The organism is Streptomyces sp. NPDC086777 (genome assembly GCF_040702065.1).
In the GTDB taxonomy this organism is placed as follows: Bacteria; Actinomycetota; Actinomycetes; order Streptomycetales; family Streptomycetaceae; genus Streptomyces.
In genome coordinates, this window is sequence record NZ_JBFBJI010000010.1 from 42275 (window position 1) to 65494 (window position 23220).

Consider the following 23220-nt stretch of genomic DNA (forward strand, 5'->3'; position numbering starts at 1 on the left):
CCCTTGCGGGGCGCGTCCGCCGAAGCGGCTGAAAAATGACGATGGGGCGGCCCCTCCACCAGGGGCCGCCCCATCGTCGTACCGCTCTTGCGGGCGTCAGCCGAGCGCCTTGCCCGGCAGCTCCACCTTCGCGCCGAGCTCCACCAGCTTCTCCATGAAGTTCTCGTAGCCGCGGTTGATGAGGTCGATGCCGTGGACGCGGGAGGTGCCCTGGGCCGCGAGGGCGGCGATCAGGTAGGAGAAGCCGCCGCGCAGGTCGGGGATGACCAGGTCGGCGCCCTGCAGCTTGGTCGGTCCCGAGACGACCGCGGAGTGCAGGAAGTTGCGCTGGCCGAAGCGGCACGCCGAGCCGCCCAGGCACTCGCGGTAGAGCTGGATGTGCGCACCCATCTGGTTCAGCGCGGAGGTGAAGCCGAGGCGGGACTCGTAGACCGTCTCGTGGACGATGGAGAGCCCGGTCGCCTGGGTCAGGGCGACCACGAGCGGCTGCTGCCAGTCGGTCTGGAAGCCCGGGTGCACGTCCGTCTCCAGCGCGATGGACTTCAGCTGGCCGCCGGGGTGCCAGAAGCGGATGCCCTCGTCGTCGATCTCGAAGGCACCGCCCACCTTCCGGTAGGTGTTCAGGAACGTCATCATCGAGCGCTGCTGGGCGCCCCGGACGTAGATGTTGCCCTCGGTCGCCAGCGCCGCCGACGCCCAGGAGGCGGCCTCCAGCCGGTCCGACAGGGCGCGGTGGGTGTAGCCGCCGAGCTTGTCCACACCGGTGATGCGGATCGTCCGGTCGGTGTCCATCGCGATGATCGCGCCCATCTTCTGCAGCACGCAGATGAGGTCCTCGATCTCCGGTTCGACCGCGGCGTTGGACAACTCCGTGACGCCCTCGGCGAGTACGGCCGTCAGCAGCACCTGCTCGGTCGCGCCGACCGACGGGTACGGCAGCCGGATCTTCGTGCCGCGCAGCCCCTTCGGCGCCTCCAGGTACTGGCCGTCCGCGCGCTTCTCGATGGTCGCGCCGAACTGCCGCAGCACGTCGAAGTGGAAGTCGATCGGCCGGCCGCCGATGTCGCAGCCGCCGAGGCCCGGGATGAACGCGTGGCCGAGACGGTGCAGCAGCGGGCCGCAGAACAGGATCGGGATCCGGCTGGACCCGGCGTGGGCATCGATGTCAGCGACGTTCGCGCTCTCCACGTACGTCGGATCGAGCACCAGCTCACCGGGCTCCTCGCCCGGACGCACCGTCACCCCGTGCAGCTGCAGCAGGCCGCGTACGACCCGCACGTCACGGATGTCCGGAACGTTGCGCAGCCGACTGGGTGCACTGCCCAGCAGGGCGGCGACCATGGCCTTGGGCACGAGGTTCTTCGCACCGCGGACACGGATCTCGCCCTCCAGCGGGGTGCCGCCGTGGACAAGCAGGACATCGTCGTTGACGGTCATGAATCTCGCGTTCCATGGAGTTGGGCAGGGCCGGAAAGACAGAGTAATCGCCCATCGGCCCCCTCCCGTAAGCCCACGGACCACCCAGCTACGTCATAGCTGTGTCACAACACGAACGGTGCCTAACCGGACGCATGGGGTCACCGCTCGTGACCGTGCGCCGGGGACGCTCCCTTCCGCCCTGAGCTGCATTCACCCGGGGGCCCGGATTGGCTCCCCACGCGGCGGGAAGATGCGGGATCATGTCAGGCATGACCGAGGTGTCCTCGCTCACAGGGCGGCTGCTCGTGGCCACGCCCGCCCTGGCGGACCCGAACTTCGACCGCGCGGTGGTGCTCCTTCTCGACCACGACGAGGAGGGCTCCCTCGGTGTCGTCCTCAACCGCCCCACCCCGGTGGACGTAGGCGACATCCTGGAGGGCTGGGCCTCGCTCGCCGGCGAGCCGGGGGTCGTCTTCCAGGGCGGCCCGGTCTCCCTGGACTCCGCGCTCGGCGTCGCGGTCATCCCCGGCGGTGCCAACGGCGACCGGGCCCCGCTCGGCTGGCGCCGGGTGCACGGCGCGATCGGCCTGGTCGACCTGGAGGCCCCGCCGGAGCTGCTCGCCTCCGCCCTCGGCTCCCTGCGGATCTTCGCCGGTTACGCCGGCTGGGGCCCCGGCCAGCTGGAGGACGAACTGGTCGAGGGCGCCTGGTACGTCGTCGAGTCGGAACCCGGCGACGTCTCCTCTCCGTCCCCGGAAAGACTCTGGCGCGAGGTCCTGCGCCGCCAGCGCAACGAGCTCGCGATGGTGGCCACCTACCCGGACGACCCCTCGCTCAACTGATGGAGCACTCTTTCGAGTGTCGCCGTGGATGTTCGAGAGCGGTTCTACTCCTCACCGCCTGGCCTCCCTGGCATGAAGCTCGTGACGCAGGTCAGACTCCTGCCGACGCCGGAGCGGGCGGCGGCTTTGGAGGAGACCCTGCGTAGCTGCAATGAAGCGGCGACCTGGGCCAGCCGTGTCGCCTTCGAGCGTGATGTGAAGAGGAACTTCCCGCTGCGTGGACTCGTCCACGCCGAGACGAAGGCGCGGTGGGGCCTTGGCGCGCGGGCGGCGCAGCACGTGATCAAGAAAACTTGCGATGCCTACACCGTGCTCAGGGCAAACCTGAACGCCGGGAACCTGGGAAGGCCGGGCTCGGAGCGGCATCGGAAGGCAGCGGAGAAGCCCATCGTCTTTCGTCCGGAGGGTGCACAGCCGTATGACGACCGGATGCTGTCCTGGCAGATCGAGGAGCGGCGTGTATCCATCTGGACGGTTGCCGGACGGCTGAAGGACGTGGCGATTGCTGCCGGATCCGATCAACTGACGGTTCTGGGCCTGTACCGCAGGGGTGAGTCGGACCTCGTACGGCGGGACGGGATGTGGTTCCCTACGCCACCTGCGAGATCCCCGAAGCCGAGCCGAACACCGACCCGGTGGACTTCCTGGGCGTCGACCTGGGCATCGTGAACATCGCCACGACGTCCGACGGCGAGATCATGGCCGGGCGCGAGCTCAACCGCATCCGGGTTCGTGAGCGGAAGCTGCGTGCCGAACTTCACAAGAAGAACACCGCGTCCGCGAGGCGCCGCCTGAAGGAGCGGCGTCGTAAGGAGGCGCGTCGCGCGGCGGATATCAATCACAAGATCGCGAAGCATTTGGTGGCCGAGGCTGAACGCACCGGTCGCGGGATCGCCCTGGAGGAGTTGACGGGCATCCGCGAGCGGGTACGGCTTGCAAAGTCCCAACGGGCTACCCATTCCAGCTGGGCTTTTGCCCAGCTGCAGGCGTTCATCGCGTACAAGGCCCGAGCGGCGGGGGTGCCGGTGGTGTACGTAGATCCCGCGTACACCTCTCGCACCTGTGCGGCGTGCGGGCACATCGACAGGGCGAACAGGGTCTCCCAGTCCCGGTTGGTGTGCCGGTCCTGCGGATTCGTCGATCACGCGGACCGGAACGGCTCCCGCAACATCCGCGCCCGGGCGTGGGAGTTGTGGCGACGCGGGGCCCGGTCAACGGCCCCTGTCACGTCTCCGCCTCGGCGGGGCTGGACGCAAACGCAGCGCTGCAGCCGGTGGCGCCCGTGTGCAAGCCTGGGAACCATAGTTCCCGGCGGTTGATTACCCTTGGCACTTATGAGCACTCTTGAGCCCGAGCGCGGGACTGGTACGGGGACCCTCGTAGAGCCGACACCGCAGGTGTCCCACGGTGACGGCGACCACGAGCGCTTCGCCCACTACGTCCAGAAGGACAAGATCATGGCGAGCGCCCTCGACGGCACCCCCGTCGTGGCGCTGTGCGGCAAGGTGTGGGTGCCCGGCCGCGACCCGAAGAAGTACCCCGTGTGCCCCATGTGCAAGGAGATCTACGAATCCATGGGCAGCGGCGGCGACGGCGAGGGCCAGGACAAGTAACCGCTGGTTCGACAGCTCGGCTCTCCGAGGCCCCGGGCGCGCTTTGGCGTGCTCCGGGGTCTTTGTCGTACCCGTGCGTTGCACGGAGTGCGTCGCACGGTCACAGAGCGGTTGAGACCTCTTGTCGGCATGTTCGTGTTGTCCCTAGCCTCCATGGTGTTGTGCAGAGCGAAATGGCTGTTGCATATCTTGCAACGCCCCCATGTCTGAGCGCGCCCCCGGAGGGTCACTCCATGAAGCTCCCCGTCCCCGCACTCCTCGTCGGCACCCTGCCGGTGTGGCTCCTCCCGGTATCCGCGCCGCGCCGTCCGGGGTGCTGGAGGCCGCGTCGCTGATCCGGGACTTCAACGTGTACGCCTACCGGCAGGCCTTCGCCTCCTCGCAGTACGGGCCGGGCGCGGCCATCGGCGTCGTCGCGCTGCTGGTGCTGCCCGCCGTCACCCTGGTCTGCCTGCGGCTGCTGCGCCGGCAGGGGGAGGAGCTGTGACCGTCGTGAATCTTGTGCGCGGGTTCCTCCGGCGGTCGGGGCGGCCGGCGGCCAAGGGAGCGGCGCTGGTCTCCGGACTCCTTCCCGCGGGTCTTCGGGCGGCAGGAATTCGGCCGTTACTTTGTCGACAGGCTGGTCGTCGCGGGCAGTGTGGTCATCGTCTCGGCGCTGATCGCCTTTCTCGCGGCGACCGCCGTGACCCGATTCCGGTTCCGCTTCCGGACCACCTTGCCGATCATGTTTCCGGCGGCCCGGACGGCGCCCGTGGAGGCCCTCGCCGTCCCCTTCTTCTTCCAGATGCGGGACTTCGGTCTGCTGAACACGCTGGGCTCGCTGATCCTGCCCCGCATCGCCTTCTCGCTGCCCTTCGCGATCTGGATGCTGCGGGGGTTCGTGAAAGGGGTGCCGCAGGCCCTGGAGGAGGCGGCGTACATCGACGGGGTGAGCCGGTCGCGCTTTCTCCGGCAGATCCTTTTCCCGCTCGTCCTGCCGGGCCCCGTGGCCACGGGCGTGTTTTCCTTCCTCTCCGCCTGGAACGACTTCCTGTTCGCCAAGTCCGTCATCATCAGCGGCACTTCGCAGTCCATGCTGCCGATGGCGCTCATGGTGTTCTTCAAGCCGGACGACCCCGACTGGGGCGGCGTGATGGCGGCCTCCACGGTGATGACGATTCCGGTGCTGGTGTTCTTCGTACTCGTACAGCGACGCCCGGTCCCGGGACCGGGCGGAGCGGTCAAGGACTGAGGTGATTTCGGTGATGGATCTGATTCCCGCGCCGCGCAGTGCCGTTGCCGGTTCCGGCGAGGTGCGTCTTACGGCGCACTCACGGCTCTATGCCGGTCCGGGGACGGAGGGCGTCGGCCGCTGGCTGCGCAGCGTCCTGTGGGCGGCCGCCGGTCTGCCGCTGCGCGAGGGGCGGGAGCCCGGCGACACCGAGGGCGACGGCATCGGGCTGCTGCTCGACCCGCGCCTCGGCCCCGAGGAGTACCGCCTCGTCAGCGACCCGGCCGGCGTCCTCGTCGAGGGCGGCAGCGCGGCGGGTGTGTTCTGGGGCGCCCAGACACTGCGGCAGCTCCTGGGCCCCGCCGCGTACCGCAGGGCCGCCGTCGAACCCGGCCGCACCTGGGCCGTGCCGTATCTCACGGTCGAGGACTCCCCGCGATTCCGCTGGCGCGGCTTCATGCTCGACGTGGCCCGGCACTTCATGCCCAAGGAAGGCGTCCTGCGCTACCTCGATCTCATGGCGGCGCACAAACTCAACGTCTTCCACTTCCACCTGACGGACGACCAGGGCTGGCGCCTGCGCATCGAGCGGTACCCCCGGCTCACCGAGGTCGGCTCCTGGCGCACCCGCACGAAATTCGGTCATCGGGCGTCACCCCTGTGGGAGGAGAAGCCGCACGGCGGCCACTACACCCAGGACGACATCCGGGAGATCGTGGCCTACGCGGCCGAGCGGCATATCACGGTCGTCCCAGAAATCGACGTGCCGGGCCACTCGCAGGCCGCCGTCGCCGCGTATCCGGAACTCGGCAACACCGACGTCATCGACACCACCGCCCTCTCGGTCTGGGACTCCTGGGGGATCTCTCCGAACGTACTCGCCCCCACTGACAACACCCTGCGCTTCTACGAGGGGGTGTTCGAGGAAGTGCTGGAGCTGTTCCCGTCCGAGTTCATTCACGTCGGCGGCGACGAATGCCCGAAGGAGCAGTGGCGGGCCTCGCCGGCCGCGCAGGCCCGCATCAGGGAACTCGGGCTCGCCGACGAGGACGCGCTGCAGTCCTGGTTCATCGGGCACTTCGCGAAGTGGCTTTCCGCGCGCGGGCGTCGGCTCATCGGCTGGGACGAGATCCTGGAGGGCGGGATCGCCGAGGGCGCGGCCGTCTCGTCGTGGCGCGGCTACGGCGGCGGGATCGCGGCCGCGCGGGCCGGTCACGACGTGGTCATGTGCCCCGAGCAGTACGTCTACCTGGACCACCGGCAGGCCGGCGGCGCCGATGAGCCGGTGCCGATCGGATACGTCCGCACCCTGGAGGACGTGTACCGGTTCGAGCCCGTTCCGGCGGAGCTCGACGAATCTCAGGCGCGGCGGGTTCTCGGCACCCAGGCCAACGTCTGGACCGAGGTGATGGAGGACCACGCGCGCGTGGACTACCAGGCCTTCCCCCGGCTCGCCGCCTTCGCCGAGGTCGCCTGGAGTGCCCTTCCGGCCCCCGGGCAACGGGACTTCGCCGGCTTCGAACGCCGCATGGCCGCGCACTACCGGCGGCTCGACGCCCTGGGGGTCGCCTACCGGCCGCCGGCCGGCCCCCTGCCCTGGCAGCAGCGCCCCGGCGTCCCCGGCCGCCCCCTCGACGGACCGCCCCCGAACCGCTAGCCCACCCCCGGGTCCCGGCCCCGGCCCGCTCCCGCTCCCTGCTCCCGCCCCGAACGCGTAATGGAAAAAGACCCCAAGGATCACCGAAGAGTGTCAATCGGTATTCACCGGCGATGGCGGACGAAAACGGACCAAGCCGCCGATGAGGTGGGCGAATGCCTCCTAGCGGACCCGTGCGTTCGAGGCTTGCGAAGATGTGCCAGAGTTGCCACGTCCGCCCTGTGAGCACGTACCGTACGGCCACACAGGTGGGACCAGGTGGGGCAGCGGGAAGGGGCAGCCGGTTTTGACCACGCACGCACCGCAGGCGGGGCAGTCCGTCACGCTGCCCACGACGCTGAACGAGGCCGTGGCGGCCCTCACCGACATGCCCGCCGCCGTCCCCGTCGCGGGCGGCACCGACCTGATGGCCGCCGTCAACTCCGGACAGCTCAGGCCCGCCGCCCTGGTGGGCCTCGGCCGGATCAGCGAGATCCGAGGCTGGCAGTACCAGGACGGCAACGCCCTGCTCGGCGCCGGACTCACGCACGCGCGCATGGGCCGTCCCGACTTCGCGGCCCTGATCCCGGCGCTCGCCGCCGCCGCGCGGGCCGCCGGTCCGCCGCACATCCGCAACGCCGGCACCCTGGGCGGCAACATCGCCACGGCCGCGCCCACCGGCGACGCGCTGCCGGTGCTCGCCGCCCTGGAGGCGACGCTGATCATCGCGGGACCGGGCGGATCCCGCCGGGAGATCCCGGTGTCGCACCTGCTGGCCGGCGTGGAGATGCTCCGCGGGGGCGAGCTGATCGGCTTCGTACGGGTACCGCTGCTGCACGCCCCGCAGGTCTTCCTGAAGGCGACCGGCCGCACCGGACCCGGCCGCTCGGTGGCCTCCGTGGCGCTCGTCCTCGACCCCGCGCGGCGCGGGGTCAGATGCGCCGTCGGCGCCATAGCGCCGATGCCGCTCAGGCCCCTGGACGCCGAACAGTGGGTGGCCCGGCTGATCGACTGGGACAACGACCGCGCGCTCGTCCCGGAGGCGCTGGCCGCCTTCGGCGAGTACGTCGCGGCCGCCTGCATCCCGGACCCGGCCCCCGAGCCCGACGGCTCGGTGCCGGCGCTTCCGCCCGCCGTACTGCACCTGCGGCGCACCGTCGCCGCGCTGGCCCGACGAGCACTGGGGAGGGCGCTGTCGTGACCGACGACCAGCACGGAGAGGGCGCGCCCGCGAGCGGTGGCGGCCGCTGGAACCGACTGCCCCAGGGCGACTACGACGACGGCGCGACCGCGTTCGTGAAGCTTCCCGAGGGCGGCATCGAGGCCCTGCTTTCCGCCGACAGTCCCCTGGCCGCGCCCGGGCACGGCTATGTGCCGCCGCAGATAGCGGCCGCCCCCGGCACCGACACCTGGGGCGCGCCGGCCGACGGCGCCCGGTGGCCCGACCCGAACGCGGTCCCCCAGGAGCCGCCCGCCGACGACCGGTTCACGTACAACCCGGCCTCGACGCAGCAGTGGACGTACGAGGAGCCGCCGCCCGCGCCCGGCCACGACGTGACCGGGCAGTGGTCGATCCCGGTCGCGAGCGGCGATTCCCCGGACGAATCGGGCGAGTTCACCACATCCGCGCTCATGGAGCAGTGGGGCGGCACGCCGCCCGCGACCCTGCCGGGTGGTGCCGCCGCGCCGTGGGTGACGGGGGCCCATACCTGGGAACACCCCGCGGAGGCCCCTGCGTCGCCCGCTGAGCCCCTCGCGGGTCACGGTGACACTCCGGCCTCCCGGGTCGCCTCCCAGGCCGTCGGCGCGCCGCCTGTGGCCGACGCGCCGAACGAGGGTGAAGGGGGCGAACGGGGCGAAGCGGGTGAGATCGGCGAACCGTACACGGTCGGCCGACCGTCCGACACCGGCGAACCGCGCGGCGCCGGCGAGGCCGGCGCGCCCCACGACGGGGCCGGCTCCCACCCCGCCCACGACCCGCAGGCCGCCGACGGCGAGTCCGCCCCGCAGGGGCCGCCCGCACCCGACGACGAGAGCGGCCCGGCCGGCGCGGGCGAGGACCGGCAGATCGAAGGCGGGGCCGAGGCGGTCGACGACCACCCCCTCGCCTCCTACGTCCTGCGCGTCAACAGCGCCGACCGCCCCGTCACCGACGCCTGGATCGGCGAGTCCCTCCTGTACGTCCTGCGCGAACGCCTCGGCCTCGCCGGCGCCAAGGACGGCTGCTCGCAGGGCGAGTGCGGCGCCTGCAACGTCCAGGTCGACGGCCGTCTGGTCGCCTCCTGCCTGGTCCCCGCGGTGACCGCCGCCGGCAGCGAGGTCCGCACGGTCGAGGGCCTGGCCCAGGACGGCCGCCCCTCGGACGTGCAACGCGCCCTGGCCCGCTGCGGAGCCGTCCAGTGCGGCTTCTGCGTCCCCGGCATGGCGATGACCGTCCACGACCTGCTGGAGGGCAACCCGGCCCCCACCGAGCTGGAGACCCGCCAGGCCCTGTGCGGCAACCTCTGCCGCTGCTCCGGCTACCGCGGCGTCCTGGACGCCGTCAACGAGGTCGTCGCCGAACGCGAGGCACACGCCGCGGCGGACGCCGAGACGGACGGCGAGGAGGCCCGTATCCCCCATCAGGCGGGACCCGGCGCCGGCGGCGTCAACGCGTCGGCGTTCGAGTCCCCACGCACCTTCGGGGCCGGAATCCAGATCCCGCACGAGCAGACGTACGACCAGTCGTACGGTGGCAACCAGTCGTTCGGCGGCGACCAGAGCTTCGGTGGCAACCAGAGCTTCGGTGGCGACCAGACCTTCGGTGGCGACCAGACCTTCGGTGGCGACCAGTCGTTCGGTGGCGACCAGTCGTTCGGCGGGAACCAGTCGTTCGGCGGCGACCGGACCTTCGGCGGCAACCAGTCGTTCGACGACCAGAACCAGAGCTACGACGACCAGCCCTACGGCCCGGACGGAGGCCAGGCGTGACCAACGAGACCGTCGCCACGTCCACCGCCGCGGAGACCCCCGTCCCCGCCGCCGAACCGCTGCCGCACGGCCTCGGCGTGTCGCTGCCGGCCGCCGACGCGGGCGCGAAGACCGAGGGCACCTTCCCGTACGCGGCCGACCTGTGGGCCGAGGGCCTGCTGTGGGCGGCCGTGCTGCGCTCCCCGCACCCGCACGCGCGCATCGTGTCGATCGACACCAGCCACGCGCGCGAGATGCCCGGCGTACGGGCCGTCGTCACCCACGAGGACGTGCCCGGCACCCCGCGCCACGGCCGGGGCACCCCGGACCGCCCGGTCTTCGCCTCCGAGGTCGTACGGCACCACGGCGAGCCCATCGCGGCCGTCGCCGCCGACCACCCGGACACCGCCCGCATGGCCGCCGCCGCCGTCATCGTCGAGTACGAGGTGCTCGACCCGGTCATCGACCCCGAGCAGTCCTTCGAGGCCGAGCCGCTGCACCCCGACGGCAACCTGATCCGGCACATCCCGCTCCAGCACGGCGACCCGGACGCGACCGGCGAGATCGTGGTCGAGGGCCAGTACCGCATCGGCCGCGCCGACCCCGCGCCGATCGGCGCCGAGGCCGGACTCGCCGTGCCCCGCCCCGACGGCGGCGTCGAGCTCTACCTGGCCTCCACCGACCCGCACACCGACCGCAACACGGCCGCCGCCTGCTACGGCCTGTCGCTGGAACAGGTCAAGATCGTCGTCACCGGCGTGCCGGGCGCGACCGCCGACCGCGAGGACCAGGGCTTCCAGCTGCCGCTCGGCCTGCTCGCCCTGAAGACCGGCTGCCCGGTCAAGCTCACGGCGACCCGCGAGGAGTCGTTCCTCGGCCACGCGCACCGCCACCCCACCCTGCTCCGCTACCGCCACCACGCCGACGCCGAGGGCAAGCTGGTCAAGGTCGAGGCCCAGATCCTGCTGGACGCCGGCGCCTACGCCGACACCTCCGCCGAGTCCCTGGCCGCCGCCGTCTCCTTCGCCTGCGGCCCGTACGTCGTCCCCAACGCCTTCATCGAGGGCTGGGCCGTCCGGACCAACAACCCTCCCTCCGGCCACGTCCGCGGCGAGGGCGCCATGCAGGTCTGCGCCGCCTACGAGGCGCAGATGGACAAGCTGGCGAAGAGGCTCGGCCTCGACCCCGCCGAGATCCGGCTGCGCAACGTGCTCGCCACCGGCGACCTCCTGCCCATCGGCCAGACCGTGACCTGCCCGGCCCCGGTCGCCGAACTCCTCCAGGCGGTACGGGACTTCCCGCTCCCGCAGCTCCCCAAGGACACCCCCGAGGAGGAGTGGCTGCTGCCCGGCGGCCCCGAGGGCGCCGGCGAACCGGGCGCGGTGCGCCGGGGCGTCGGCTACGGCCTCGGCATGGTGCACATGCTCGGCGCGGAGGGCGCCGACGAGGTCTCCACGGCCACGGTCAAGGTCCACGACGGCATCGCGACCGTGCTCTGCGCGGCCGTGGAGACCGGCCAGGGCTTCACCACGCTGGCCCGCCAGATCGTCCAGGAGACCCTCGGCGTCGACGAGGTCCACGTGGCCCCCGTCGACACCGACCAGCCCCCGGCCGGTCCCGGCTGCCGTGGCCGCCACACCTGGGTCTCCGGCGGCGCCGTCGAACGCGCGGCCAAGATGGTCCGCACCCAGCTCCTGCAGCCCCTCGCCCACAAGTTCGGCATGTCGACCGAGCTGCTCCAGATCACCGACGGCAAGATCACGTCGTACGACGGCGTCCTGTCGACCACGGTCACCGAGGCGCTGGACGGCAAGGAGCTGTGGGCCACCGCGCAGTGCCGCCCGCACCCGACCGAGCCGCTGAACGGCGACGGGCAGGGCGACGCCTTCGTCGGCCTCGCCTTCTGCGCGATCCGCGCGGTCGTCGACGTGGACATCGAACTCGGCTCGGTACGGGTGGTGGAGCTGGCCGTCGCCCAGGACGTCGGCCGGATCCTCAACCCGGCCCAGCTCAACGCCCGGATCGAGGCCGGCGTCACGCAGGGCGTCGGCATCGCCCTCACGGAGAACCTGCGCACCCCGCGCGGCCTGATCCGCCACCCCGACCTCACCGGCTACGCCCTGCCGACCGCCCTCGACGCACCCGACATCCGGATCGTCAAGCTCGTCGAGGAACGCGACGTCGTCGCCCCCTTCGGCGCCAAGTCCGTCAGCGCGGTACCGGTGGTGACGTCCCCGGCAGCCATCGCCTCCGCCGTCCGTGCCGCAACCGGCCGCCCCGTCAACCGCCTCCCGATCCGCCCCCAGGCGGCGGTGGTCACCGGGCAGTGAGCCGGCCCCGGTAACCGCGGCCGGACGCACCCCGGAACTCACCGTGGAACGGCCGGTGCAGGGAATTCCCACCGGGGCGCAACGGTCGAGGGCCGTCCGGCGTCTCTTCCTGGGGCGTTGTCAGTGCCGCGGCGTAGTGTTCTGGCAGTGGGGACGGCCGTTCCGGAGGGGAAGCCCGGACGAGCCGCCATGCCCTGCTGACTTCCGGCTTGTCCGCACGGCGCACCACGGACCCACCTGCACGTCTTGAACTCTTTGATCGCGGGGGCAGCGATGAGCACGATCAGCACGACCGGCAGCGGTGCGACGGCGATCACGCTGACCGAGGCCGAACTGGGCCGGTACATCACGCACGAACCCACCCGCAGCTGGCTCACCGGCCACGGACTGCCCGAGAGCGGCGGCCTGCTGACGTTCGAGCCGCTGCGCACGGTCGGCCTGCGCACCCTGGCCGACGTCACGGACGGCCCGGCCCGGCTCGCGGAGGAGCTCCGGGACCGCCTGGTGATCGGGGAGCTGCTGGCCCCGGCCGGCCTGGACACCGAGTCGATCCTCCTCGACGGCGGTACCGGCGAGATCAGCACGGCCTACCTGCTCGACCCCACCGACCCGCGCCCGCTGGCCCCCTCGCTGGAGACCCTGCTGCGCTTCGCCGCGGTCACCGAGGAACTGACGAGCCTGCGCGGCCGGTTCGCCTCCCTCGCCGGCACGCACGGCACGAAGGCGGCGACCGAGGCCTCCCGCAGGCTCCTGGAGCTCTTCGAGGAGGGCACGGCCGGCCGCGTCCCGCCGTACTGGAAGGCGACGGCCCTGATCCGTCCCCTCAGCCTGATCGCCGGACCCGGCACGGACTCCGGGCTCGCCGTCGACCTGCCGGCCCGGCTCCTGGACCAGGAGTTCGGGCAGGGCCGGGTGGCCCGCTTCGAAGAGGTCGACTTCCCGCCCACGCTCACCCACGAGCCGACCCGCCGCTTCCTGCGCGAGACCGGCCTCCCGGAGGACGCGGTCCTCTTCCACCTCGACCCGGACGCCCCGCTGCCCACCCTCTGGGAGTACTTCACCGACATCCACACCGGCCACTTCCCCCCGGACGACCTCCCGGCCCACGCCGACCGGCTCATACGCCTCGGCTACCTGGTCGAGGACAACAGCCTCGTCGTGGACGGCACCACCGGCGCGATCCTCAACTTCTCCGAGCCCGAGGCGACCCTCTACCCGCTCAACACGGACATCTCCACACTCGCCTACACCCTCTGGCTCCTGCACCACGAGCGCACCATCGACGAGCACCTGAACCACGAACTCACCACCGAGGCCTACGACCAGCTCGCCGCGACCATGCTCCACACCCTCGCGGCCATCGACCCCACCCCGGTCACGACGGACGCCGACTGGCACTACTGGACCGAGCTGTTCCAGGACGAGGCCGGCGGGGTGCTGTAGCGGTCAGGTCACCAGGCCCTGCCGGTAGGCGTAGACGACGGCCTGGACGCGGTCGCGCAGCCCCAGCTTGGCCAGGATGCGGGACACGAAGGTCTTGACGGTCTCCGGGCTGATCACGAGCGCCGCGGCGATCTCGCCGTTGGAGAGGCCGTCCGCGATCAGCCGCAGCACCTCCAGCTCACGCGGGGTCAGCGGGACGCCGTGCGGGCTGCCGCCGCCGTCGGCCGGGCGGATCCGGGCCGCGTAGCGACCCACGAGCTGCCGGGTCACCTCGGGGTCCAGCAGGGCCGCGCCCGTGGCCACGGTCCGGATGCCGTGCAGCAGCCGGTCCGGCGGCGCGTCCTTGAGCAGAAAGCCGCTGGCGCCGGCGCGCAGGGCCTCGTAGACGTACTCGTCCAGGTTGAACGTCGTCACCACGAGCACCTTCACCGGATGCGGCACCCCGGCACCGGCCAGCAGCCGGGTGGCCTCGATGCCGTCGAGGACCGGCATCCGGACGTCCATCACCACGACGTCCGGACGCAGCCGGGCGGCCAGGTCGACCGCGGCCTGCCCGTCCCCGCACTCGCCGGCCACCTCCAGGTCGGGCTGGGCGTCGATGATCGTCGCCAGCCCGGTGCGGATCAGCACCTGGTCGTCGCAGACCAGGACCCGGATCGGCGCCTCGCCGACGCCGCCGGTCACGCCGGGCTCCCCGCGGGTATCCGGGCCCGGACGACGAAACGGCCGTCGTCCGCGGGTCCTGCGCTGAACTCGCCGCCCAGCACGGCCACCCGCTCCCGCAGACCGGCCAGGCCCCGCCCGCTCCCGCCCACCGTCGCGGTGGCCGGGCCGGACCCGTCCGTGCCGACCTCCACGGTGATCTCCTTCGCGTTGTGCCGCACCCGCACCGAAGTACGGCTGCCATGGGCGTACTTGAGCGCGTTCGTCAGCGCCTCCTGCACCACCCGGTAGGCCACCAGGTCGGCGCTGCCCGCCGCCGGGGACGGCGTGCCCTCCTCGGTGAACTCCACCGGCTGCCCGGCCCGGCGCGTCTGCTCCACGAGCGTGAGCAACCGGCCGGCCGGCGGTGTCCTGCCGTCACCGGCGTCCGTGCCGTGGTCGGGATTGAGCAGGTCGAGCAGGTGACGCAGGTCGGAGATGGCCCGCCGCCCGGTGTCGGTGACGGCCGTCAGCGTCCGGTCGAGACGGTCCGGCGCGGCGGTCAGGTACCGGGCCGCCTCCGCCTGCACGACCATCGCCGTCACATGGTGAGTGACCACGTCGTGCAACTCGCGGGCGATCCGGGTGCGTTCGGCGGCCCGGGTGTCCTCGGCCACGCGCCGCCGCCGGTCGGCCTCCGCGGCCCGGGTGGAGCGCAACCACGCCCCGATGCCCCACGCGAGGACCAGCGCCAGGTAGAACGTCACGAACCCGCTCACCGTCTCGCCCCCCGACCCCAGCCGGTACAGCGCGACCGCCAACGGCACGTAGGCCGCCGAGCACACCAGCGCGGTGGCCCGCCGGTGCCGTTCCAGATGGGCGCCCGCGCTGATCAGGGCGAGCGGCAGCGCGGTGCCGGCGACCGAGTGGTAGCCGCGCAGCTGGTCGACGGCGAAACCGAGGGACACCAGCGCCAGCGAGAGGGCCGGCCACCGGCGGCGCCCGGCGAGCGGCAGGCACTCCAGGCCGAGCACCGCGATCGTCAGCGCGTCGAAGGGGCGGGTCGGCAGGTCTCCGACCTGGGTCCCCTTGCCGTTCAGCGCCGGCAGGAACGAGCCGGCCAGGAGCAGCAGCACGAGCGGCAGATCCCGGACCGTGACGTCGAGTCGGTGCCACCACCCGGGAGCCCGCCGAGGACCGATCACCGGGGCAGTGTAGCGACGGCGCCGTCCCGCGCGTCCCGGCGCCGACGCGGCACCACATGTCCCCGCCGCCCGGCGAGCCACAGGAACGCGCCCGTCACCAGCACCCCGAGCAGCACCGAGTACACACTCGCCTCCGGCCCGAACTGCCCGCCCGTGACCAGCCGCGAGCCCGAGGTGGCGGCTTCCAGCAGCCCCTTGTGCGCTCCGCCGCTGCCGGAGACCTCGGTGCCGAAGATGCCGGACTCGGCGAAGTTCCAGCCGAAGTGCAGGCCGATCGGCAGCCAGAGGGTGCGGGTGGCGGCGTACGCGGCCCCGAGCATGCCGCCGGCCTCGATCGCGATGGCCAGAGCGCCCCACACGGTCGCGTCCTTGTTGAGCAGGTGCATCATCCCGAACAGCGCCCCCGTCGACACCAGCGCGATCCAGGTCCCGGTGCGCTCCTCGACGATCCTGAACAGCACGCCCCGGAACAGCAGTTCCTCGGTCACCGCGGCGGCGGCCATGTATCCGACCACCCCGACCGCACCCGTCAACGAGCCCACGCCACGGACCGTGTAGTCCCCGAGGAGGGCGATGTTCCCGATGACACACGCGAACGTCGCCACACCTATGAGCGCCCCCCGTCCGAACGCCACCCGGGCACCCTCCCGCCCCACCTCGGCACTCGGCCGGTGCTCGGTCCGCCGTACCACCCACCCGTAGACGAGCACCGCGACCACCGCGGTGAGCAGACCGAGGAGCAGGGTGAGGAACCAGTTCCCCTGCACCGCGGCGACACCCTGCCCCCCGACGAAGGCGACCGCCGCGACCGCCAGGAGCTGCCAGACCAGCCTCATGATGACTCCCTCACAGGATCCGCGGCCGGGCGCCGCGACTGGCCCGAACGCTACGGATCCGGCGCCCCGCGATCGTCACCGCTGAGTGGACACCTGCCGGTAGCTCGCACGGGGGACGACCCGAACGCCCGCCACCGCCCGGGACGGCCCGCGCCTGCTCACTCACCGTCATCGCCGGAAATGCGCGGCCACACGCCTCCACCTAACGTCGCAGGTGAGGACCAGCGAGGGAGCGGACATGAGCCGAACCAAGCGCAGCAGGACCCGCAGCACGGCCCGCAAGCCGGGCCCCAGGATCTCGTCCCGCATGGTGACGTCACCGACGGCGCCCAGTCCGACGGCACCCGAACGCGGGTCGCCGCAGCCGGCACCACCCCGCGACCACGCCTTCCCGCACGGCCCACCGCGCCGCCCCACCCGCATGCGCATAGCCGGCACCAACCCGTGGTCGGTCACGGTGATGAGCTTCTTCTTCCTGACCGGCCTGGGGGTGTGCGTCCTCGGCGCCGCCCTCGCCACGTCGGTGCTGCTGGCCGTCGTGGTCCCCGGCGAGTGGCCGACGCCGTGGGAGACGCTGATCGTCGCGACCGGGGTCGTCGCCCTGGAGATCCTCCTGGGCACCGTTCTGGCCTGTCTGTGCGGCTTCATGTACAACTACACGGCCCGTTTCAGCGGCGGCGTCGAGGTCGCCCTGACCGGCGACCTGACCGACCCGCCCCCTGCCGCCCAGGCCCTCCGCCTCCTGACCCGGCTGCACACCCACGTCCGCCGCCGCCTGGACACCCGGCACCCCACCAACCCCCTCGCCGCCGCACGCCCTTCCCACCGAAGCGCCGGCGACCCTCCACCGCCCGCCCCCGAAACCGAACCCGCCCCCAGCTCCCGGCAGCCGTAGCGACCTGCACAACCCGAGGGGCGGCGCCTCTGCCGGGGCGCCGCCCTGTCGATCCGCCCGGTCGGGCGTCAAGAGGCCGTGGCGGGAATCGAACCCGCGTAACTCGCTTACCAGGTTTGTCCGTGTGGGGCAGGGAGTGATCCGGAGGCGTTCAGAGGCGTTCAATCCCGTGCGGACGGCGAGGCCGACAGGGCCGACCGGACGGTCCTGAACGACCGCGTGCGGCTTCGAACGAGACGGAAACCGAGACGCGGAGCTGCGGCGAGACTCGCTCATGGCGGGAACGGCCTCTGGTACTCCAGCCGTAGCTCGTGATCACCTGTGGCTGGGTACCACCGCCGAGAACCGCGCGGAACGGGCCGGTCGGCACTGCACCACCACAGGCCCACTCGCGGAACTCCGCGAGGCTGCCGGACGCATTCGCGTCATGGCCGCCGCCCGGGCTTGCTCCCGGAGAGGAGCCCAGCGCAATCGATGACCGGATTCACGGAGCAGAAGCCACAGGACTTCCCTCATCTCGTGGGGGGGGGCGCCGCGGATTTCGTGGCCGGCCGCGGTCGGGGCGGAGCCCGCTCGCCTCTTGGAGCGGCCTACCGCGCACCAGGTTGTTCGGCTCGGTGGTCGCGGTCCCCGCGTGTGGTGTTCACGCTTTCCCGGTCGCCGTCGGCGAGGTGGTCGCCCTGGCGAACGGGCGCGTGGTCTCCGCAGGGTCGGAAGCGGGCGAGGTATGCCGGGCTTGGGCCCCGGCGCTCGGTCAGGTGGAGGCCGGCAGCGTCGGCGAGCCGGTGCAGCCGGCCGAAGGGGATCCAGTGCCGGTCGAAGAACTCGCCTATCACCAGTCGCCCGCCTGGTGCCAGCACCCGTGCCGCCTCGCGCAGTACCCGATCCGGCTCGGGGATCTCGCCGAGCGCGGTCACGGCGTATATGGCGTCGAATGTCCCGTCGGCGTAGGGCAGTTCACGTGCGTCCGAGCGGGTGGGCGTGATCGTCGCCAGGCCGTCGCGCTCTGCGCGGCACATCACGTGGTCGAGCATCTCCTGCTGGATGTCGAGCACGTCGAGCCGTCCCTCCGACCCGAGCTGCGGGGCGACGTGCAGCGACTGCAGTCCGGTCCCCGGGCCGATCTCCAGGATCCGCTCCCCCGGCCGCGGCCGCAGTACGGCGTCCATCCGGTCGGCGGTCAGGAACGGCAACGGCACGTCGAGCAGGCCGCGTTGGGCGTACGGATAGGGCGCCGTGTCGCCCAGCCACCAGGCGGCGGCCAACGCGGCGCCCGCGCCGACGGCGACCGCCCAGCGGGTCCGGGCCGGGATCGGGGCGACGGGGGCGGTGGTGATGCGGTGCATGGTGTTCTCCGGTGGATCGATTCGGTCCGTGGTATGTAGTCGGGCGGTCGGCGTCACGCGGGCCGGCTCAGCGCCCGCAGCGCCAGCCGGCCGCACAGCGTGGCGAGCGGCAGCTCGGCGCCGAGCGCCATGGCGACCGCGGTGGCGAAGTCGCCGCCCGGGGCCGCGGTCGTGGTGTCGAACCAGGCGTCCACCGCAAGCAGCGTCGCGGTCGCGGCGGCTGCCAGGGCGTGCCGCCGGTCGCCGCGGGCGGCGAGGAGACCGGTGGCGATCAGGCCGAGCGCCTCCAACGCGTCGAGCCCGACCCAGGCGACCGGCCAGTGCGCCGCGGTCGCGGTGGCCGGCAGGCCGGTGGCCAGCACGTACAGCCACGGCAGCAGGGCGAGCCCGCAGGCGACCAGCAGCCCCCCGGCCCGCCGCATGCGCCGCGCCGGGCGCGGTTCCTCCGCCTCTTCGTGGAGCGGGATGACCTCGGCGCGCTCGAAACGCTCGGCGCCGGCCACTTCCTCGTCGCACAAATGCAGTTGACGCATCGTCTTCCCCCGCTCCCCGCCGGCTCTCCCCTTCACGTGCTCCACCCTGCGCCGCACACCAGGGCGCCGTCAGTCACGCAGGGTTCCGACCCGGGGTGGAGACAAGTGCACCCCCGAACCGGGCGGGAGCGTCATGGCACGGGGATGGCCTGCGGCTTTACCGTTTGACGCATGCAACTCACGATGTGGCTGCAGCTGGTGCTGGGCCGGCGGTTCCGCAGGGCGGGACACCGGACCGCGCTCGTCGCCGCCGGCCTGCCGCTCCACCTCGCCGTGGTGCCACTGTGGCTCTGGCTGCTCGGCACGATGGCGGCGTCGGTGCGCGCGCCCGGCGCGGTGGCCGTGGCTCCGCTGCCCGTGCTGCTCACGCTCGTGATGACACCCCTGCTGACCGTCGGGCAGCGGCGGCGCTACCGGGCGCTCGTCGGCAAGGACCTCCCGCGCCCCGCCGTACCCGGGCCGGGACGCAACTCGAAGTCGGCGGTGCGCCGGCTGACCACGCGGGCCTTGTGGCGGCAGGTCTGCTACCACGCCGTGGCGGGTCCGCTGCTCGCCGTCCTGGACCTCGCCGTCCTCGCCGTCTGGGCCGTCGCTCTCGTGGCCGCCTCCCTCTACGTGTGGATCTGGGCGCTGCCCCCGCAGTGGCGGGTCACCGACGTCGGGTACACCACGCAGGCCGCGTACATCACCGCCGGCGGTCTTGCCCTGCTGTTCCTCGGGCCCCGGCTGACCGGGGCTCTGGTGCGGCTGGAGACCCGGGCGGCCGAGGTCCTGCTCGGCCCCAGCCGCACGGAGAAGCTGGCCCGCCGGGTCGCCGACCTCGCCGAGAGCCGGGCCGGCGTGCTCGACGCCGCCGACGCCGAGCGGCGACGGATCGAGCGCGACCTGCACGACGGCGCGCAGCAGCGCCTCGTCTCACTCGCCGTCAACCTGGGCCTGGCCAGGTCCACCCTCGGCAACCTGCCGGAGGACGCCCGCAAGGTGATCGACGAGGCGCACCGCGAGGCGAAGGAGGCGATCGCCGAGCTGAACAACCTGGTGCGCGGTCTGCATCCGGCCGTCCTTGAGGACCGCGGCCTCGACGCCGCGCTGTCCGGGGTCGCCGCCCGCCTCCCGATCCCGGTGCGCGTCGCGGTGGACCTGCCGCAGCGCCCCTCACCCACGGTCGAGGCCGTCGCGTACTTCGTGGTCTCCGAAGCCCTGACGAACGTGGTCAAACACACCCAGGCGACCCGGGCGGACGTGACCGTGGACCGGATCGGGGAGACACTGCTGGTGGTCGTCGCGGACGACGGAGCGGGCGGCGCGGATCTCGCGGCGGCCGGCGGCACCGGGCTCGCCGGGCTCGCCAAGCGCGTCGCGTCCGTCGACGGCACGTTCTCCTGCCGCAGCCCCGCCGGGGGGCCGACCGTCATCACCGTGGAGCTGCCGTGCGCGCCGTGATCGCCGAGGATTCCCTCCTGTTGCGCATCGGTGTGGTCAAGGTGCTGGAGGCGGCCGACTTCGAGATGTGCGCGCAAGTCGCCGACGCGGAAGGGCTGCTGGCGGCCGTCGAGGAGCACCGGCCCGACATCGCCGTGGTCGACGTGCGCATGCCGCCCGGCTTCACCGACGAGGGAGTGCGCGCCGCGCTGGTGATCCGCCGCCAGTACCCGCGTACCGCCGTGCTCCTGCTGTCGCAGTACGTGGAGGAGCGGTACGCGGCCGATCTGCTCGCCGCCAACACCTCGGGCGTCGGCTATCTGCTCAAGCAGCGGGTCGCCGACGTCGAGGAGTTCGCCGAGGCGGTACGCCGGGTGGCGGCCGGCGGCACCGCGCTCGACCCGCAGGTCGTCGCGCAGTTGCTGGTGCGCAGGCACAGTGATCCGCTCGACCGGCTGACGCCGCGCGAGCGGGAGGTGCTGGAGCTGATGGCGGGCGGCCGGTCCAACTCCGGCATCGCCGCCGAGCTGGTGGTGAGCGAGAGTGCGGTCGCCAAGCACATCAACAGCATCTTCACCAAGCTCGACCTGCCCAAGGCCGACGCCGACCACCGTCGCGTCCTGGCGGTGCTGCGCTTCCTGGGCGTTGTGACCGCATAGTGCGCGATCCTGCCCGTATGCCCGGTCGACAACGGTGCTGATCGCCATTTGGTGGGGAGTGCGGCGCCTTCGGACACGTGCTCTTCACCAGGCTTTGCCGCGGTGGGCGTCGAAGGCGGTGGCCGTGGTGCGCAGGGCCACGGCATGGGTGGGGCCGGTCAGCGCTGGTGTGTTCGCAGTCTTCGGGGGGTGGGCGGGGTGGCTCGGGCTGGTCGGCCGATGTCCGGAGCAGACGTGAGTCAGGGCGGTCGTCGCGTCAGCGCCTTGGTCCCGGGTTCGGCGGCGCCGGTGCGGGGGATTCGGCCGGAGGCGGGGAGGATTGGCCGGGAGCGGCCGAGACCGTCTGCGGGCTGCGTTTTCGTGCGGCGAGAACGCGCTGCTCGTCGAGGTCCGCGCTCGGGCGGAACCCCACCGACGACCAGGAGGGCGGCGCCCCCGAGGGGGTGCCGCCCTTCCGTTCTGCCTGGTCAGGCATCCAGAGGCCGTGGCGGGAATCGAACCCACGTAACTCGCTTTGCAGGCGAGTCCCTGAACCACTCGGGCACACGGCCGTGTGCGTGAGTTGAAGGTACGAGGGCGCGGGGGACGGGCTCAAGGGGATCGGTGGGGCTGCAACGGGACTGCCATACGGCGTTCATGAACCGGGGACCTGGGGGTGTACGACCAAGGTCGGAGGTGGGGTGGGGCTTGCGACAGGGGTCAGAGTGGGGATTGGGCCTTACCGTGGTGAGCATGACCGCCCTTGGACCGAGCGACGCCGTTGTCGCGGACGAGACCCCCGACAGAGCCGACGCGGGGGGTGTGCTGGGGCGGTCGTACCGGGCGTTGAGCATCGGGATCGTCTCCGTCGTGCTGCTCATCGCCTTCGAGGCGACCGCGGTGGGTACCGCGATGCCGGTCGCGGCCCGGGAGCTGGACGGGGTGTCGCGGTACGCGTTCGCCTTCTCCGGGTACTTCACGACCAGCCTGTTCGGGATGGTGCTGGCCGGGCAGTGGTCGGACCGGAGGGGACCGCTCGGGGCGCTGACGGCCGGGATCGGGGGCTTCGCCGCCGGGCTGGTGGTGGCCGGGACCGCGCAGAGCATGTGGGTGTTCATCACCGGGCGGGCCGTGCAGGGGTTCGGCGGCGGGCTGGTCATCGTCGCGCTGTACGTCGTGGTGGGGCGGGCCTATCCGGAGCGGTTGCGGCCCGCGATCATGGCCGCGTTCGCCGCGGGCTGGGTGGTGCCGTCCATCGTCGGACCGCTGGCCGCGGGCGCGGTGACCGAGCAGCTCGGGTGGCGGTGGGTGTTCCTCGGGATCCCGGTGCTCGTGGTCTTCCCGGTGGCGCTGGCCCTGCCGCGGATAAGGCGCCGGGCGGGCGGGCCGGTGGCGGCGGAAGGGGCGCGGAGGGCGTTCGACCGGCGGCGGATCCGGCTGGCCTTCGGTATCTCGCTCGGTGCGGGGCTGCTGCAGTACGCGGCTCAGGATCTGCGGTGGGTGTCGGTGGTACCCGGACTGCTCGGTGGTGCGCTGCTGGTGCCCGCCGTGCTCGCGCTGCTGCCCCGCGGCACGTACCGGGCGGCGCGGGGCCTGCCCTCCGTCGTCCTGCTGCGCGGGGTCGCGGCCGGTGCCTTCGTGTCCGCCGAGTCCTTCGTGCCGTTGATGCTCGTCACCCAGCGGGGCCTGTCGCCCACCCTGGCCGGGTTCTCGCTGGCGGGCGGCGGGGTGACCTGGGCGGTGGGCTCGTGGGTGCAGGCGCGGCCGCGGATGGAGCCCTACCGGGAGCGGCTGATGACGCTCGGGATGGTGCTGGTGGCGGCGGCGGTCGCCGCGGCGCCCGCGGTGCTCGTGTCCGGTGTGCCGGTGTGGACGGTGGCCGTCGCCTGGGGGTTCGGCTGCTTCGGGATGGGCCTGGTGATCGCCTCGGCCAGCGTGCTGATGCTCCGGCTCTCCGCCCCGGCCGAGGCCGGCGCCAACTCCGCCGCCCTGCAGATCTCCGACGCCCTCTCCAACGTCGTCCTGCTCGCCGTGGCCGGTGCGGCCTTCGCCGCCCTCGGTGGCGGCAGCATGACGGGGGCGGCGGGCTCCGGTTCCCATCCGGCGGCCTTCGCCGCGGTGTTCCTGCCGATGGCGGCGGTGGCCCTCGCCGGCGCCTGGGTGACGACCCGGCTCCGTGATCTGTGACGTGAGTCCCACCCGGGGGTGAGGCGGCCTTGTCCGCGCGTTGACCGCCGGGGGGCGCCGGTAGGGTGGCCCGG

Annotated in this window: 20 protein-coding genes, 1 tRNA gene and 1 pseudogene; 15 read left to right on the plus strand and 7 right to left on the minus strand. The window is 72.5% G+C overall.

Annotated features, from left to right (window positions below; translation table 11 throughout):
* Window positions 1-96: 96 nt before the first annotated feature.
* Window positions 97-1437 carry a UDP-N-acetylglucosamine 1-carboxyvinyltransferase gene (murA, locus tag AB0472_RS16205; RefSeq protein WP_366357044.1) on the minus strand — a complete coding sequence of 447 codons (1341 nt, stop codon included), beginning with the start codon at window positions 1435-1437 and terminating at the stop codon, window positions 97-99.
* Between the two features lie 251 nt (window positions 1438-1688).
* On the opposite strand from murA, the gene AB0472_RS16210 reads away from it, so the two are divergent.
* From AB0472_RS16210 to AB0472_RS16260, 11 genes and pseudogenes are all read left to right on the plus strand, one after another.
* Window positions 1689-2261, plus strand: a complete 573-nt coding sequence (locus AB0472_RS16210) for a YqgE/AlgH family protein (RefSeq protein WP_217545775.1) — start codon at window positions 1689-1691, stop codon at window positions 2259-2261.
* A gap of 72 nt (window positions 2262-2333) precedes the next feature.
* Entirely contained in the window at window positions 2334-2930 is a 597-nt protein-coding gene (locus AB0472_RS16215) for a hypothetical protein (protein ID WP_366357046.1), read from the plus strand.
* Window positions 2843-3580 (plus strand): transposase, encoded by a 738-nt coding sequence (locus AB0472_RS16220; RefSeq protein ID WP_366357048.1) that lies wholly within the window; start codon window positions 2843-2845, stop codon window positions 3578-3580. Before AB0472_RS16215 ends, AB0472_RS16220 begins: the two co-directional genes overlap by 88 nt.
* 15 nt (window positions 3581-3595) lie before the next feature.
* Window positions 3596-3874: a DUF3039 domain-containing protein gene (locus AB0472_RS16225; protein ID WP_362586261.1), complete on the plus strand. Its 279-nt coding sequence runs from the start codon at window positions 3596-3598 to the stop codon at window positions 3872-3874.
* Between the two features lie 277 nt (window positions 3875-4151).
* Complete coding sequence (locus AB0472_RS16230) at window positions 4152-4361, plus strand: hypothetical protein (protein WP_366357291.1); 210 nt, start codon at window positions 4152-4154, stop codon at window positions 4359-4361.
* A gap of 75 nt (window positions 4362-4436) precedes the next feature.
* Window positions 4437-5105, plus strand: a pseudogene (locus AB0472_RS16235) (carbohydrate ABC transporter permease); the annotation flags it as partial.
* 13 nt (window positions 5106-5118) lie between these two features.
* Window positions 5119-6741: a beta-N-acetylhexosaminidase gene (locus AB0472_RS16240; RefSeq protein WP_366357050.1), complete on the plus strand. Its 1623-nt coding sequence runs from the start codon at window positions 5119-5121 to the stop codon at window positions 6739-6741.
* A 286-nt stretch (window positions 6742-7027) separates the two neighbouring features.
* Window positions 7028-7921, plus strand: coding sequence for an FAD binding domain-containing protein (locus tag AB0472_RS16245; RefSeq protein ID WP_366357051.1), 894 nt, complete (start codon window positions 7028-7030; stop codon window positions 7919-7921).
* Window positions 7918-9690, plus strand: a complete 1773-nt coding sequence (locus tag AB0472_RS16250) for a 2Fe-2S iron-sulfur cluster-binding protein (protein ID WP_366357053.1) — start codon at window positions 7918-7920, stop codon at window positions 9688-9690. The genes AB0472_RS16245 and AB0472_RS16250 overlap by 4 nt, the downstream gene beginning before the upstream one ends.
* Window positions 9687-11999 carry a molybdopterin cofactor-binding domain-containing protein gene (locus tag AB0472_RS16255; RefSeq protein WP_366357055.1) on the plus strand — a complete coding sequence of 771 codons (2313 nt, stop codon included), beginning with the start codon at window positions 9687-9689 and terminating at the stop codon, window positions 11997-11999. Before AB0472_RS16250 ends, AB0472_RS16255 begins: the two co-directional genes overlap by 4 nt.
* A gap of 273 nt (window positions 12000-12272) precedes the next feature.
* Complete coding sequence (locus tag AB0472_RS16260; RefSeq protein WP_366357058.1) at window positions 12273-13442, plus strand: SUKH-4 family immunity protein; 1170 nt, start codon at window positions 12273-12275, stop codon at window positions 13440-13442.
* A 3-nt stretch (window positions 13443-13445) separates the two neighbouring features.
* On the opposite strand, the gene AB0472_RS16265 is transcribed toward AB0472_RS16260, so the two are convergent.
* Genes AB0472_RS16265 through AB0472_RS16275 form a run of 3 tightly spaced genes read right to left on the minus strand, consistent with a single transcriptional unit; the run spans window position 13446 to window position 16125 of the window.
* Window positions 13446-14126 carry a response regulator transcription factor gene (locus AB0472_RS16265; protein ID WP_366357059.1) on the minus strand — a complete coding sequence of 227 codons (681 nt, stop codon included), beginning with the start codon at window positions 14124-14126 and terminating at the stop codon, window positions 13446-13448.
* Window positions 14123-15289, minus strand: a complete 1167-nt coding sequence (locus tag AB0472_RS16270) for a histidine kinase (RefSeq protein ID WP_366357061.1) — start codon at window positions 15287-15289, stop codon at window positions 14123-14125. The genes AB0472_RS16265 and AB0472_RS16270 overlap by 4 nt, the downstream gene beginning before the upstream one ends.
* The gene (locus AB0472_RS16275) at window positions 15286-16125 is read right to left on the minus strand and encodes a CPBP family intramembrane glutamic endopeptidase (protein WP_366357063.1); all 840 of its coding nucleotides are present in this window, start codon (window positions 16123-16125) and stop codon (window positions 15286-15288) included. Before AB0472_RS16275 ends, AB0472_RS16270 begins: the two co-directional genes overlap by 4 nt.
* A gap of 238 nt (window positions 16126-16363) precedes the next feature.
* Between AB0472_RS16275 and AB0472_RS16280 the strand changes: the two genes are divergently transcribed.
* Window positions 16364-17020 (plus strand): DUF3566 domain-containing protein, encoded by a 657-nt coding sequence (locus AB0472_RS16280; protein ID WP_366357064.1) that lies wholly within the window; start codon window positions 16364-16366, stop codon window positions 17018-17020.
* A 590-nt stretch (window positions 17021-17610) separates the two neighbouring features.
* On the opposite strand, the gene AB0472_RS16285 is transcribed toward AB0472_RS16280, so the two are convergent.
* Window positions 17611-18366, minus strand: coding sequence for a methyltransferase domain-containing protein (locus tag AB0472_RS16285; RefSeq protein WP_366357066.1), 756 nt, complete (start codon window positions 18364-18366; stop codon window positions 17611-17613).
* A gap of 53 nt (window positions 18367-18419) precedes the next feature.
* Window positions 18420-18899: a hypothetical protein gene (locus AB0472_RS16290; RefSeq protein WP_366357068.1), complete on the minus strand. Its 480-nt coding sequence runs from the start codon at window positions 18897-18899 to the stop codon at window positions 18420-18422.
* A 171-nt stretch (window positions 18900-19070) separates the two neighbouring features.
* Between AB0472_RS16290 and AB0472_RS16295 the strand changes: the two genes are divergently transcribed.
* Both AB0472_RS16295 and AB0472_RS16300 read left to right on the plus strand, forming a co-directional pair.
* Window positions 19071-20342 carry a histidine kinase gene (locus tag AB0472_RS16295; RefSeq protein ID WP_366357069.1) on the plus strand — a complete coding sequence of 424 codons (1272 nt, stop codon included), beginning with the start codon at window positions 19071-19073 and terminating at the stop codon, window positions 20340-20342.
* A complete protein-coding gene (locus AB0472_RS16300) occupies window positions 20330-20980 on the plus strand; it encodes a response regulator transcription factor (protein WP_366357071.1) in 651 nt (216 codons plus the stop codon). Before AB0472_RS16295 ends, AB0472_RS16300 begins: the two co-directional genes overlap by 13 nt.
* A gap of 479 nt (window positions 20981-21459) precedes the next feature.
* Here AB0472_RS16300 and AB0472_RS16305 read toward each other — a convergent pair.
* Window positions 21460-21531, minus strand: a tRNA-Cys gene (locus AB0472_RS16305).
* A 181-nt stretch (window positions 21532-21712) separates the two neighbouring features.
* On the opposite strand from AB0472_RS16305, the gene AB0472_RS16310 reads away from it, so the two are divergent.
* Complete coding sequence (locus AB0472_RS16310; RefSeq protein ID WP_366357073.1) at window positions 21713-23146, plus strand: MFS transporter; 1434 nt, start codon at window positions 21713-21715, stop codon at window positions 23144-23146.
* The last annotated feature ends 74 nt before the right edge of the window (window positions 23147-23220 follow it).

Excerpts from the sequence above, each read along its gene's own strand:
- murA (WP_366357044.1), bottom strand. The coding sequence starts at position 1,437 with ATGACCGTCAACGACGATGTCCTGCTTGTCCACGGCGGCACCCCGCTG.
- AB0472_RS16280 (WP_366357064.1), top strand. The coding sequence starts at position 16,364 with ATGAGCCGAACCAAGCGCAGCAGGACCCGCAGCACGGCCCGCAAGCCG.
- AB0472_RS16260 (WP_366357058.1), top strand. The coding sequence starts at position 12,273 with ATGAGCACGATCAGCACGACCGGCAGCGGTGCGACGGCGATCACGCTG.
- AB0472_RS16290 (WP_366357068.1), bottom strand. The coding sequence starts at position 18,899 with ATGCGTCAACTGCATTTGTGCGACGAGGAAGTGGCCGGCGCCGAGCGT.
- AB0472_RS16225 (WP_362586261.1), top strand. The coding sequence starts at position 3,596 with ATGAGCACTCTTGAGCCCGAGCGCGGGACTGGTACGGGGACCCTCGTA.
- AB0472_RS16210 (WP_217545775.1), top strand. The coding sequence starts at position 1,689 with ATGACCGAGGTGTCCTCGCTCACAGGGCGGCTGCTCGTGGCCACGCCC.
- AB0472_RS16310 (WP_366357073.1), top strand. The coding sequence starts at position 21,713 with ATGACCGCCCTTGGACCGAGCGACGCCGTTGTCGCGGACGAGACCCCC.
- AB0472_RS16275 (WP_366357063.1), bottom strand. The coding sequence starts at position 16,125 with ATGAGGCTGGTCTGGCAGCTCCTGGCGGTCGCGGCGGTCGCCTTCGTC.
- AB0472_RS16285 (WP_366357066.1), bottom strand. The coding sequence starts at position 18,366 with ATGCACCGCATCACCACCGCCCCCGTCGCCCCGATCCCGGCCCGGACC.
- AB0472_RS16215 (WP_366357046.1), top strand. The coding sequence starts at position 2,334 with ATGAAGCTCGTGACGCAGGTCAGACTCCTGCCGACGCCGGAGCGGGCG.
- AB0472_RS16240 (WP_366357050.1), top strand. The coding sequence starts at position 5,119 with ATGGATCTGATTCCCGCGCCGCGCAGTGCCGTTGCCGGTTCCGGCGAG.
- AB0472_RS16295 (WP_366357069.1), top strand. The coding sequence starts at position 19,071 with ATGCAACTCACGATGTGGCTGCAGCTGGTGCTGGGCCGGCGGTTCCGC.